This is a genomic window from Gordonia sp. PvP123 (assembly GCF_040547295.1).
GTDB classification, from domain to species: Bacteria; Actinomycetota; Actinomycetes; order Mycobacteriales; family Mycobacteriaceae; genus Gordonia; species Gordonia terrae.
The window spans coordinates 245,366-257,473 of sequence record NZ_JBEPPN010000009.1; the positions used below are offsets into that span (position 1 = coordinate 245,366).

12 protein-coding genes are annotated in these 12,108 nt (G+C 66.0%); all 12 read left to right on the top strand.

Annotated features, from left to right (window positions below):
- The first annotated feature begins 1 nt into the window (after position 1).
- The 12 genes from ABIC25_RS19015 (at position 2) to ABIC25_RS19070 (ending at position 12,073) form a co-directional block, all read left to right on the top strand.
- The gene (locus ABIC25_RS19015; protein WP_004019426.1) at positions 2-1,009 is read left to right on the top strand and encodes an MlaD family protein; all 1,008 of its coding nucleotides are present in this window, start codon (positions 2-4) and stop codon (positions 1,007-1,009) included.
- Positions 1,006-1,989 (top strand): MlaD family protein, encoded by a 984-nt coding sequence (locus tag ABIC25_RS19020; RefSeq protein ID WP_354562731.1) that lies wholly within the window; start codon positions 1,006-1,008, stop codon positions 1,987-1,989. The genes ABIC25_RS19015 and ABIC25_RS19020 overlap by 4 nt, the downstream gene beginning before the upstream one ends.
- Complete coding sequence (locus ABIC25_RS19025; protein ID WP_354562693.1) at positions 1,989-3,050, top strand: MlaD family protein; 1,062 nt, start codon at positions 1,989-1,991, stop codon at positions 3,048-3,050. Before ABIC25_RS19020 ends, ABIC25_RS19025 begins: the two co-directional genes overlap by 1 nt.
- The gene (locus tag ABIC25_RS19030; RefSeq protein WP_064570024.1) at positions 3,047-4,060 is read left to right on the top strand and encodes an MlaD family protein; all 1,014 of its coding nucleotides are present in this window, start codon (positions 3,047-3,049) and stop codon (positions 4,058-4,060) included. Before ABIC25_RS19025 ends, ABIC25_RS19030 begins: the two co-directional genes overlap by 4 nt.
- Positions 4,057-5,010 carry an MlaD family protein gene (locus tag ABIC25_RS19035; protein ID WP_248643295.1) on the top strand — a complete coding sequence of 318 codons (954 nt, stop codon included), beginning with the start codon at positions 4,057-4,059 and terminating at the stop codon, positions 5,008-5,010. Before ABIC25_RS19030 ends, ABIC25_RS19035 begins: the two co-directional genes overlap by 4 nt.
- Positions 5,011-5,107: 97 nt before the next feature.
- Positions 5,108-5,860 carry a hypothetical protein gene (locus tag ABIC25_RS19040; RefSeq protein ID WP_004019421.1) on the top strand — a complete coding sequence of 251 codons (753 nt, stop codon included), beginning with the start codon at positions 5,108-5,110 and terminating at the stop codon, positions 5,858-5,860.
- Positions 5,861-5,887: 27 nt separating this feature from the next.
- Positions 5,888-6,976, top strand: a complete 1,089-nt coding sequence (locus tag ABIC25_RS19045; protein ID WP_068884409.1) for an ABC transporter ATP-binding protein — start codon at positions 5,888-5,890, stop codon at positions 6,974-6,976.
- Positions 6,977-7,085: 109 nt separating this feature from the next.
- Entirely contained in the window at positions 7,086-8,582 is a 1,497-nt protein-coding gene (locus ABIC25_RS19050) for an acetyl-CoA acetyltransferase (protein WP_354562695.1), read from the top strand.
- Between the two features lie 71 nt (positions 8,583-8,653).
- On the top strand, positions 8,654-8,968 hold the full coding sequence (locus ABIC25_RS19055; RefSeq protein WP_239399463.1) for a hypothetical protein: 315 nt from the start codon (positions 8,654-8,656) through the stop codon (positions 8,966-8,968).
- Complete coding sequence (locus ABIC25_RS19060; protein ID WP_004023600.1) at positions 8,965-9,408, top strand: Zn-ribbon domain-containing OB-fold protein; 444 nt, start codon at positions 8,965-8,967, stop codon at positions 9,406-9,408. Before ABIC25_RS19055 ends, ABIC25_RS19060 begins: the two co-directional genes overlap by 4 nt.
- Complete coding sequence (locus ABIC25_RS19065; protein WP_064570028.1) at positions 9,405-10,589, top strand: thiolase C-terminal domain-containing protein; 1,185 nt, start codon at positions 9,405-9,407, stop codon at positions 10,587-10,589. The genes ABIC25_RS19060 and ABIC25_RS19065 overlap by 4 nt, the downstream gene beginning before the upstream one ends.
- Before the next feature lie 44 nt (positions 10,590-10,633).
- On the top strand, positions 10,634-12,073 hold the full coding sequence (locus ABIC25_RS19070) for an aldehyde dehydrogenase (protein ID WP_354562697.1): 1,440 nt from the start codon (positions 10,634-10,636) through the stop codon (positions 12,071-12,073).
- The last annotated feature ends 35 nt before the right edge of the window (positions 12,074-12,108 follow it).

The window sequence follows — 12,108 nt, forward strand, 5'->3', positions numbered from 1 at the left end:
GATGGCATCTCGCAGCACAGTTGTCGCCGGGGCCAAGGTCGCGGTGGTCGCGGCGGTGACCGTCATGTTGTTCGTGCTCGTCGTGAACGCCATGCGGAACCCGGTCGACGCCAGCGTGGTGACCTACCGCGCCGACTTCACCGATGCGTCGGGTCTCCACGACAACGGCGACGTCCGATTCCGTGGGAAGCGGATCGGCAAGATCGTGTCGGTCGACCTCGAACGCAACGACGACGGGTCCCCCTATGCGCGGGTCGAGTTCACCATGGACGACAGCCAGAAGCTGACGTCGACGTCGACCCTGGCGATCAAGTACCAGAATCTGACCGGAGTGCGGTATCTCGACCTGCAACCCGGCAAGACGCCCGGGACCATGGTGAGTCACGCGACGACCGCACAGACGGTTCCGTCCTTCGACATCACGTCACTGTTCAACGGACTCCAACCGGTTCTGACGACGATGAACGCCGACGAGGTCAATCAGTTCAGCGAGAACGCCATCGCCCTGCTCCAGGGTGACGGCAGCGGCCTCGGCCCGATGCTGGACAGCACCCAGAAGCTGGCGAGGTTTGCCGAGAATCGGCAGCAGCTCATCTCCACCCTGACGTCGAATCTGGCTCGTATCGCCGACACGATGGGCGGTCGGTCGCCACAGGTCATGGGTTTTCTGGAAGCGGTCGATCTGCCGATCAGCAACGCCATGACGGTTCTGGATGAGTTCGCGGTCACCGCCAGCGCCGGACCCGCACTCTTCGAACCGATCGAGAGGCTTCTGGTGGCGCTCGGTGTGAACGAGGAATTCGATGTCGACGTATTCCTCAAGACCACGTTCTCGTCCATGCAGGAAGCGCTGAAGTCCTTCCAGCTGATGCCCAATGCGCTTGCAGGTCTGCGAGGCATCGACACGCATGCCTCGTTCAGCAAGCAGTGCGCGAAAGGTCGCGCGCACATTCCCTCCGACGTGCGAATCCTGATGACCGGTAGCGAGGTGGTCCTGTGCAATCGATGAACCAGAAGGGGATACGCAGATTCACCTCCCACGACGGCGTGCTCGGCGTGATCGTCCTGGTCGTGGTGGCGGCCCTCCTCGGCACTCTCGCGATCATCTATCTGCGTCCGCCGGGCCAGAAGACGATCACCTTCGAGGTCACCGACGCCTCGGCGATCGAGTCCGGACAGGACGTGCGCGTCGCGGGCATCAGCATCGGCAAGGTGTCCGACGTCGCACTCCAACCCGATCGGGTGAAGGTCACCGCGCGCATCGATGCCGAGACGTTCGTCGGTGACCAGACGAAGATGGAAGTCCGGATGCTCACGCCGGTGGGCGGATACGCGATCACGATGATCCCGCTCGGGCGTGGGGAGCTCACCGGCCCGATCCCGGCCGGCCGGGTGACCGTTCCCTACTCGATCGGCGATGTGATCCAGGCCGTGCCGAGTACCACCGACACGGTCGACACCCGAGAGGTCAATGCCAACCTCGACCAGGTCGCCGGCGCACTCGATGGGAACGACACCTCGTTGCGCTCCATCGTGAACGGTCTCGAGTCGGTCACCGCTGTGTTCGACAGGCAACGCGGCCAGGTTCACGACATCGCCTCGCTCGCCGCGGAGTACCTGCAGACGTTCAACGGGAACCGTGAGTTCGTCTTCGAGCTGATCCGCAAGATCGACATCGTGGTGAGCACCTACCACGTCAACTCCGCGGGCTTCAACTACGCCTACAAGCTGTTCGCGAACGTCCTCATGAAGTTGGCTCCGTTCATGCGGTTCTACCTCAACCACAGCGAACTGGTCTCCAGTCACGTGAACCAGATGAAAGACACCATCATCCGGCTGCAGCAGCAGCTCGGCCCGGCCATCGACGGGCTGGTCGCCACCCGGAAGAAGCTGGCGCAGTGGATCACTCCCGAAGGGATGCGTCAGGTCGGCGGCGGCACCCTGTGGACCGAGGACGTGTGCATCCCCATTCCCGGAAGGAACTGCTGATGCGAGAGATCGTTGGCTCCTCGAAACGGCGCCTGGCCATCGCGTTGGGGACCGTGGTGGTGTTGCTCGGCGTGATCACCACGATCGGATTGACGTCGGCAGGCGCCACCGGCGTCGACGACGGCGCGCCCGGCGGCGACGGATTCTGCGTCGATGTCGCCGACACGATCGGCCTGTATGAGGGAAACCCGGTCACCCAGATGGGAATTCGCGTCGGAGCGATCGACCGGATCGAGAGCCGAGGTGATCACGTACGGGTCACTTTCTCGCTGGACCCTGGGCGCAGCTATCCCGCCGACGTCAAGGCTGTGACCAGATCCAAGTCGCTACTGGCCGACCGCAGTCTGGAGTTGGTGGGCAACTATGCAGGCGGCCCTGCCCTGGCGGAAGGGCGATGCATCGGCGTGGAGAACTCCTTCACCCCGAAGAGCATCTCGGAGGTCGCCGCTTCTGCGGCGGACTTCTTGAAGTCATTGTCCGACAACGGCGGCGACGACCTGGAGACCGCCCTCGACGGTGCGGACCGGGCGTTCGCCGGGACCGGTCCGCAGGCGTCGCGGATGTTCGAGAACGCCGCCCGCGCGGCGCAGAATCCGGACGCGTTCGTCGCCGACATCGGTTCGTCGATCCGCGACATGGCGCCGCTGACCGACGACGCGGTGAAGAACTGGGATCGGATCATGTCGATCATGAACCAGATGCCCTCGGTCACGCAGCTCGGGACGACCCTGTTCTACGACGTCGCGAGGTTCTGCCGGGGAATCGGCTGGACGATCGCGCTGATGTACGACATCCAGCGGAACTACGGGGAGGACATCCTGTGGCCGCTGCTACACGGTCCGGTCGAAGACATCATCGCCTACGGCGCCCAGCGTGCACCCGAACTCGGCCAACTCGTGTCCATGACGCCGTCCGTCGCCGCTGCCATGCGCCAGCAGGAATCGTCCTCCGGTGCGCTCTCGATTCCGTATGTCGCGCCGAAGATCGATGTGGGCGGCGGACAGTCGGCGCCGGTCAATGCACTGTCCATCCTGTTGCAGAAGGCGGGTCTCCAGAAATGATCGGAAGACGAACCGCACTGGGCCTGGCCGCGGTGCTCGTAGCGGTGATCGGACTCACCGGGTGCTCGGCGTTGAGTCCGAACCGGCTGCCGTCGGTGAAGAGCAGTGTCCCGCTCGACTATGAGGTCACACTGCAGTTCGCGAGCGTGCTCAACCTGCCGGACGGCGCCGATGTGATGATGAACGGGCTCCAGGTCGGCCGCGTGAACCACACCGAGACCACCGACGAAGGTGTCGACGTGGTGGTCGGACTGACCGACGATCGCCCGGTCCCCGCCGACTCCTCGGCGATCATCCGGCAGAACACGCCACTCGGCGACACCTACCTGGCGCTCGAGCCGCCGACCGAAGGCGGTGGTGAGTTGCTGCGGGACGGCAGCGTGATCCCGCTTGACCGTACGACGTCTCCGCCGCCCCTCGAGGACACCATCGCCGTTCTCGCCTATTTCATCAACGGCGGCAGCATTCAGAAGGTCCAGGACACGATGGCGACACTGAATCGCACCATGCCGCCGATCAAGAATGTGCGGTCGATCGCGACCACGGTCTCGAAGGATCTCGACGACCTGTCCCGCAACACCGCGCAACTCGACCGCATGCTCAACAGCCTGAACGCGGTGTCGGGGTCGTTCTCCGACAGCCGGCAGCAGATCGAGCACGTGTTCTCCGAACAGGGCGAGCACTACTGGAAGACCGTGTCGAAATCGTTGGTGGCCCACATCAGCACGCTGCTGCCCTCCGTCGGGTCGGTGTTCACCGGTGGTCTGTTCCTCGTGCCCCTACTGAACTCGGCGGCTGACGCCGCCGAGGCCGGGCGTGGGATGTGGGACCAGGCTCCTGCGACCGGCGCCGCCATGGCCGAGTTCTTGGAGGACACGCTGATTCCGTTCGCGAAGAGGCCATCGGTGAACATCGCCTCGGTTGCGGCCCCGTCGGTTCAGGCGGCAGGCAAGACGGAACTGCTCGGTGACACGAAGATGCTGCTGCGGATGTTGGGAGCGATCAAGTGATCACCAAGACCAGAGTTTCGGTGGTGGCCATGCTCGCCATCGCCGGGTTGTCCATCGCCTACATCCTGAGCGTCGGACTACACGTGAACTCGCCGTCGGCCAGGCACGCGACCATCACGGTGGCGGACACGAACGGCATCCTCGTCGGTTCCCGAGTTCTGCTCCGCGGCATCGAGATCGGTCACGTGACCGAGATCTCGCAATCCTCACGCGGCGCCGAGATCACCTGGAACTACGACGACACGGAGAACATTCCGGTCGAGAGCAACTTCCGCGTCGACAACCTGTCGGCGCTCGGCGAGGCCTATGTCGCGGTGATGCCCACCACCGCAGGGGGCCCGTACCTCTCCGACAACGCCTACATCGACGGCGAGAACGTCTCCAACGCCGCCACGTTCAAGGATCTGTCCGAACAGGTGACCGAGGTGCTCGGACAGACCGACCCCGACAAGGTCCAGCGTGTGTTCGCCGAACTCGACATGGGGCTGCCCGACGGCATCGAGGTCATCGAGGACCTCAACAAAGCCGGACGGCTGCTGGCTGCGGAGTTCACCGCGCGCGCAGACGAACTCACCACTCTGCTGGCGACCATGCAACCGCTGCTCATGCGGTCGCAGCCGATACCCGGGCTGCTGCGGGCGACGACTCCGCACATAGCCGGTTTCGGAGTGGGATTCGCCGAACTCGAGTCGGGCGTCAAGGACGCCATCGACTGGAGTGGGCCGATGTACACCGGTATCACTCAGGGGGCGACGCCGCTGGTCGCGGCTCTGCAGAAATTCCTCGACGACAGCGGCGCGGACCTCAAGATCATCGGTGAGAACCTGCTGCCGGCCACCCGCTCGGGTGCGGCGTCGCTGCGGACCGTCGATGTCGGCCGGGTTTTGGACAACCTGATCAACGCAACCGATTCCGGGGCTGTGGAGATCCGCATCCCGGCCGGGGGGTGACGGTGACCGACACCCGCACGACGACGCGGGATTCCGCAGCGAGCGCACCGAGCGCTCCGGCACAGATCGACCAGCAGACACAGACAGGAGACCGGCGATGACGAAGACCATCACCACGGACACCGAGACCGACGCCGACGAGAACTCGGCCTCGGCGGATACCGAAACGGCAACGGCAGCATCGGGCGACTCGGCGGCGGACCGCGCTGAACCCACGAAGCGCGGGCGACTGAGCACCGCCTCGGTGTCGTTGCGATCAATCCTGATCGGCGCCGTCGCTGTGCTCGTCGTCGGAGCGATGGCACTGCTGGGGTGGCAGTGGTCCAGCGCCTCCAGCGAGGTCGACCGGTTGAACGCGGCCGCCGCCGACGATGCCGCGGCCGAGAAGGTGGCGCTCGACTACGCCACCGGTGCCGCCGACATGAGCTTCGAGAACCCCGATGAGTGGCGGACCCTGCTCACCAAGGGCACATCACCGGAGCTCTCCGAACGGCTCCGACGGGCGTCGACCCAGATGGAACAACTGCTCCGGCCGCTGCAGTGGTCGTCGACCGCGCAGCCGATCGCGGCCAAGGTCGAATCGGTCGACGGCAACACCTACCAGGTCGTCGCTTTCGTCAACGTGCAGACGAAGAACGTGCAGGCGCCCTCGGGGATCGAGTCGACGGCAACCTACCGGGTGACCCTCGACAAGAGCCAGAACTGGCTGATCACAGCGATCAGCAGCACGGGATCGAATCTCGATGCCGACAGTCCCGGCAACGGTGCACCGGCCGGCGAACAACCGATTCCCGGCAATCCGCCCGCCGAGCAACCCGCCCCCGCCGATCCGCCCGTTCCGGGCAACTGACGACGACCACGAGAGCTGGAGGACGAGATGGGTGTTGAGGTCAGTGTGGAGAACCTGACGAAGTCGTTTGGTTCGCAGAACATTTGGCGTGATGTCTCGCTGACCCTGCCGGAGGGGGAGGTCTCCGCGCTGCTGGGTCCGTCGGGTACCGGTAAGTCGGTGTTCCTGAAGACCTTGATCGGTCTGCTGCATCCCGAGCAGGGGTCGGTGATCATCGATGGCACCGACATCACGCAGTGTTCGGCCAAGGAGCTCTACGAGATCCGCAAGCTGTTCGGTGTGCTGTTCCAGGACGGTGCGTTGTTCGGGTCGATGAGTTTGTTCGACAACATCGCGTTCCCGCTTCGTGAGCACACGAAGAAGAAGGAGAACGAGGTCCGCGACATCGTGATGGAGAAGATCGACCTCGTCGGTCTGACCGGTGCCGAGGACAAACTCCCGGGTGAGATCTCCGGCGGTATGCGCAAGCGTGCCGGTCTGGCGCGTGCGCTGGTGCTGGATCCGCAGATCATTCTGTGTGACGAGCCGGACTCGGGTCTGGATCCGGTGCGTACGGCCTACATCAGCCAGTTGTTGATCGACATCAACGCCCAGATCGATGCGACGATCCTGATCGTGACGCACAACATCAACATCGCGCGGACGATCCCGGACAACATCGGCATGTTGTTCCGCAAGGAGTTGGTGATGTTCGGTCCGCGTGAGCAGTTGCTGACCTCGGAGCAGCCGGTGGTCAAGCAGTTCCTCTCCGGTGACCGGTTCGGTCCGATCGGCATGTCGGAGGAGAAGGACGAGGCCCTCGTCGCCCAGGAGGCGGCGATGGCGGCTGCGGGTATCTCCGGTGGTGGTACCAAGGAGGACTTCACCGAGATCATCCCGCAGGTGCAGCCCAATCCCGGTATGCCCGAGCGCAAGGCGATCGCCCGTCACCGCGAGCGCGTCCATCAGATGCTTCCCGACCTGCCGCAGAACGCCCAGGAGGCGATCCGCCGCAGCCAGGAGCAGGAAGACCAGATCCGCGGCGAGAACCGCGCGCATGCCGCCGACATCGCGGATCGCCGACGCGACGACCGGATCTGGCAGGACGCTCCCACGGAGGTACTCCCGCGCGTCTGACGCGGGGCCAGGCCGCAATCCACGAGGGGCGGATTGCGGCCTGTTACCTATCGAGATTAGATTTGAGGGGACGGTCACCGCCGTCTCGTCGAACTGAAGGCAGGCCACCATGACCATCGATCCCCGCACGCCCGTCCTCGTCGGCGGCGGACAGATCACCGCTCACGACGGTGGCGTCGAGCCGGTCGATCTCATCGCGCGCGCGGCACACGAGGCGGCTGCCGAAGCCGGGACGTCGCGCCTCCTCGAACTGATCGACTCCATCCGCGTGGTCGGCCTGTTGTCATGGCGCTACCGCGACCCCGGTGCGTTGGTGGCCGAACGGATCGGGGCAGATCCGCGACACACCGGCTACACCGGGAACGGCGGCAGCACGCCGCAGGTGCTGGTCAACGGTGCCGCCGAAGACATTGCCACGGGCCGCGCCGACGTCGTTCTCATCGGGGGTGCAGAAGCCTGGCGCACGCGGATGAAACTCCGCGCACAGGGGGAACGGCCCGACTGGACCCGACAGGACGAAACTGTGCCGTCCGCGCCGATCATCGTCCCGGACGTTCCGATGGAGGCGGAGAGCGAGCGGCGGATCGGACTCGACAGACCGTCCTTCGTCTACCCGTTGTTCGAGCAGGCTCTCCGCGTCGGAGCGGGTCGGAGTATCGCCGACCACGAGAAGTTGCTCGGGGAACTGTGGTCGTCGTTCAGCGAGGTTGCCGCGGATAATCCCTACGCCTGGACCAGGCGTACGTATGCCCCGGGAGAGATCACGACTCCGACCGATGGCAATCGCCTCATCTCGTCTCCTTACCCGAAGCTGCTGAACTCGAACAACATGGTCGACCAGGGTGCGGCACTGGTGATGTGCTCGGTCGAGACCGCACGACGCCTGGGAATCCCCACCTCGTCGTGGGTGTTCCCACACAGCGGAACCGAATCCAAGGACACCGACGCCGTCGCGGCGCGTCCCGCCCTGAACGGTTCGGCACCGATCCGGATCGGCGCCGCCCGTGCGCTCGAACTCGCGGGGATCGCGATCGACGACGTCTCTCACCTCGACATCTACTCCTGCTTCCCCTCGGCCGTGCAGGTGGCGGCGCGCGAGATCGGCGTTCCCGCAGACGATCCGGAACGTCCGCTGACCTGCACCGGCGGGCTCACCTTCGCGGGCGGCCCGTGGAACAACTACAGCACGCATGCGATCGCCACGGTGGCCACCCGGTTGCGCGGGTCGCCCGGCACCTTCGGCCTGGTGACCGCGAACAGTGGATACCTGACGAAGCACGCCTTCGGCGTGTACTCGACCGAGCCGCCCGCGGCGGGCTTTCGCCGGGACGATGTCACCGAAACGGTGCACCGGGCATGGACGGGTGCCGAGCCGACGGTCGAGGTGGTCGAATCCCACGAGGGTGTCGCCGAACTCGAGACCTGGACGGTGGCCTACGACCGCACGGGAGTCCCTGAGCGGGCATTCGTCGCCGGTCGCGTTCACGGCGGCGGCCGCACCCTGGCGGTGATCACCGACAGCAGCGACCTGGACGAACTCGCGACCACCGAGGCTCAGGGGCGACGGGTGCGTGTGGCCACCGACGGCTCCGCACATCTCGATTGACGCCTTATAACTAAAGCCGTAAGGTTTACGCAACGACGTCGGGCACGGCCCGGTGGTGAGGAGGAGCAACGATGAGCGAACTGGATGACTTCCGGGTGCGCTACGAGCATCATGTCGGGCACGTGGTTGCGGGAGACATGAAGGCCGCGGTGGCCGAGATGATCCAGGAGAACATCCCGGCCGTCTTCGACGGCGTCGACGTCCCGCGGGGTGCGGTGGACGCGCACCGGATCGTCGGCGTCCGGGCCGACGGCGATCGCATGGTCGGAGAGACCGTCTACACGACCGAGGGTCGCGAGATCGGGCTACGTTCCATCTGGGAGCGCCGGGACGGCGAGTGGCTCGCCGGGGCCCTGGAGAACTTCGCGCCCGAGTCGGTGCGATGACGACTGCCGACATCCCCTGGGGGCCCGCCGCCGACGGGCTGGACCAGCCGTACTGGGATGGGCTGGCCGAGAGGGAGCTGCGCCTCCAGCGCTGCCGCAGTTGCTCGACCTGGATCTGGAGCCCCCAGTCGGTGTGCGGGAACTGCCACTCGCTCGATCTCGGCTGGGAGACAGTCGAACCCGTCGGCACGATCTACAGCTGGAGCCGCAGCTGGTATCCGTACATCGAAGAACTGGCCGACCGGCTCCCGTATGTCAGCGTGCTCGTGGAACTGGAGAATGCAGGTGGCCGGCGGGTGCTGGGCATCCTGACCGACGATCCCGAAAGCACCCCGAAGATCGGCGATCGCGTCGTCGGCGTCTTCGAGGAGCGCGACGGTGAACCGTGGCCGCTTCTCCGTTGGCAGCGGGCCGAAACGAACGACGGAGAACGCAGATGAGCAACGGGATTCGTGGTGGCGCTGCCGTGGTCGGCGTCTCCGAGATGCATTACAAGCGCGGGCAGTCACCGCTCACCGAGCAGCAGATGACGATCCGGGCAATCCTCGACGCGTGCTCCGACGCTGGGGTGTCGCCTCGTGAGGTCGACGGATTCGTCTCCTACGCAGGCGGTTCCAACGACGGTCCGATCCTCGGGGCCGCACTGATGATCGACGAACTGCGCTGGTCGAACATGATGTGGGGCGGCGGTGGCGGGAGCGTGGCGGCCGCGATCACCAATGCGGCTGTCGCCATCACGTCGGGTCAGGCGCAGTGCGTCGTCGTGTACCGCGCGATGTCTCAGGCCGACACCGGTCGCCTGGGGTATGCCAAGTACCACTACGGATCTCACTTCCTCGCGCATGGCGTGGGTTCGCCCGCCCAGATCTGTGCCATGCGAACTCAGCGCATGCTCGAACACGACGGCGTGCCCCGCTCGGCGATGCGTTCACTGGTGTTGGCGGCTTACCAGCACGCGCAGCAGAATCCGACGGCGCAGGGCCACGGCAAGCCGCTGGACGAGGAGACCTACGAGTCCTCGCGGATGATCGCCGAGCCCTTCCATCTCTACGACTGCTCACGGGAGAGCGACGGCGCGGTCGCGCTGGTGCTCGTCGGTTCCGACCGCGCGCGCGATCTCCGTCGGGACCCGGCGTTCGTGCTCGCCGGCGCACAGGGAGCGCCGGGTGGGTTCTGCGAGCGGGTCGACAACGACGCACAGTATTCGACGGCCGGGTTCGGTCCGGCGAACAACGGAAAACCCGGTGTAGCCGAGCGTCTCTGGGCGTCGGCCGGCTTGGGGCCGGACGACGTCGATGTGGTCCAGGTATACGAGAACTTCAGCGGTCCGGCGGTTGCCGCGCTGATCGATCACCGGTTGTGCCCGCCCGGCGAGGCGGCGGGCACCGTGATGACCGTCGACAATCTGACCGCACCCCACGGGAAGCTGCCGGTGAACACCAGCGGCGGCAATCTGGCGGATTCGTTCATCAACGGACTGAATCTGGCCGTGGAAGCGGTCCGTCAGGTTCGCGGCACGTCGACCAATCAGGTTGCCGACGTGCGGACGTCGCTGTTCATCGGCGGCCCGATGGCGCCGCTCGTCAGTTCGGTGCTGTTCGGCCACGCCGAGACCGTCTAGCCACGACCACCAGGACCCCGACACCACAAGGGCAGGGAGAAGACATGTTCGAGCGAAACGATCTGTTCATCGGTGGACAGTGGACACCGGCGGAGTCGGGCACCGGGTACGACGTCATCGAGGCGGCCACCGAGAAGCCGCTGGGCAGAAGCGCACTGGGCGGCCCGGCCGACATCGATCGTGCGGTCGCCGCAGCGCGGTCGGCGCTGGCGGGACCATGGCGGTCGATGGGGCCGCGCGAGCGGGCCGATGTCCTCGACCGGTTGGCCGCCGCACTGACCGCACGTGCCCGTGACACCGCCCAGCTGGTCAGTCGCGAGAACGGTATGCCGATCGCATTGTCGAAGTCGGTCAACGGATACGGCCCGGCGGCGATGCTGTCGTACTACGCGAACCTGATCCGCGCCTCCGACACCGAGGACGTGCGTCCGAGCGCGTTCGGTGGACGCACCGTCGTCCGTCGTGAGCCGGTCGGTGTCGTCGCGGCGATCACGCCGTGGAACTACCCTCAGCCGCTGGCCGCGATGAAGATCGCGCCGGCGCTCGCCGCGGGATGCACGATCGTGCTCAAGCCCGCACCGGAGACGGCGCTGGATGCGTTCGTGTTCGCCGACGCCGCTCAGGAGGCCGGACTTCCCGAGGGCGTCCTGAACATCGTTCCTGCCGAACGTGAGGCAGGCGCCTACCTGGTCCGGCACCCCGGGGTCGACAAGGTCGCATTCACGGGATCGACCGCCGCGGGCCGAGCCATCGGTGAGGTCTGCGGTGCTCTCCTCCGGCCGGTGACCCTCGAACTCGGCGGCAAATCCGCGGCGATCGTGGCGCATGACGCCGATCTGGACGAGTTCGCGCGGCACCTGCTCGACGTCTCGCTGGTGAACAACGGTCAGACCTGCCACGCCAGCACCCGAATCCTCGCCCCGCGAGCTCGATTCGACGACGTCGTGGAAGCGGTCACCGAGACCGTCCGGGCACTACGGGTCGGCGACCCGCTGGACAAGGCGACCGCGATCGGGCCGCTCGTCAGCGCCGCGCAACGCGACCGGGTGCTCGGGTATGTCGAAGCCGGCCGGGCCGCGGGACATCGGATCACGACCGGCGGCGGCGTCCCGGCCGATCTGGCGCAGGGTTGGTTCGTCGAACCGACCGTGTTCGCCGGCGTCGAGAACTCGGCGTCGATCGCCCAGGAGGAGATCTTCGGCCCCGTCCTCACCATCACCGAGTACCTCGATGAGGACGACGCGATCCGCATCGCCAACGACTCCGAGTACGGGCTCGGCGGCACGGTGTGGACGACCGACGAGGCCCGGGGCCTCGCCATCGCCGACCGAATCCATACCGGCACAGTGGGTGTCAACCACTACGCACTCGATCTCGCAGCACCGTTCGGAGGGGTCAAGGCGTCGGGTCTCGGACGAGAACTCGGCCCCGAGGGCATGGCGCCGTACGTCTCCGCCAAGTCGGTCTATTTCGCCACTCGGTGACCGTCGTCTCCGATGCGACCACAGATGATCACCAG

Bases quoted from the DNA above. Each gene is read 5' to 3' on its own strand.
- ABIC25_RS19030 (WP_064570024.1), top strand. From the start codon at position 3,047: ATGATCGGAAGACGAACCGCACTGGGCCTGGCCGCGGTGCTCGTAGCG.
- ABIC25_RS19020 (WP_354562731.1), top strand. From the start codon at position 1,006: ATGAACCAGAAGGGGATACGCAGATTCACCTCCCACGACGGCGTGCTC.
- ABIC25_RS19025 (WP_354562693.1), top strand. From the start codon at position 1,989: ATGCGAGAGATCGTTGGCTCCTCGAAACGGCGCCTGGCCATCGCGTTG.
- ABIC25_RS19055 (WP_239399463.1), top strand. From the start codon at position 8,654: ATGAGCGAACTGGATGACTTCCGGGTGCGCTACGAGCATCATGTCGGG.
- ABIC25_RS19065 (WP_064570028.1), top strand. From the start codon at position 9,405: ATGAGCAACGGGATTCGTGGTGGCGCTGCCGTGGTCGGCGTCTCCGAG.
- ABIC25_RS19060 (WP_004023600.1), top strand. From the start codon at position 8,965: ATGACGACTGCCGACATCCCCTGGGGGCCCGCCGCCGACGGGCTGGAC.
- ABIC25_RS19050 (WP_354562695.1), top strand. From the start codon at position 7,086: ATGACCATCGATCCCCGCACGCCCGTCCTCGTCGGCGGCGGACAGATC.
- ABIC25_RS19040 (WP_004019421.1), top strand. From the start codon at position 5,108: ATGACGAAGACCATCACCACGGACACCGAGACCGACGCCGACGAGAAC.
- ABIC25_RS19015 (WP_004019426.1), top strand. From the start codon at position 2: ATGGCATCTCGCAGCACAGTTGTCGCCGGGGCCAAGGTCGCGGTGGTC.
- ABIC25_RS19045 (WP_068884409.1), top strand. From the start codon at position 5,888: ATGGGTGTTGAGGTCAGTGTGGAGAACCTGACGAAGTCGTTTGGTTCG.
- ABIC25_RS19070 (WP_354562697.1), top strand. From the start codon at position 10,634: ATGTTCGAGCGAAACGATCTGTTCATCGGTGGACAGTGGACACCGGCG.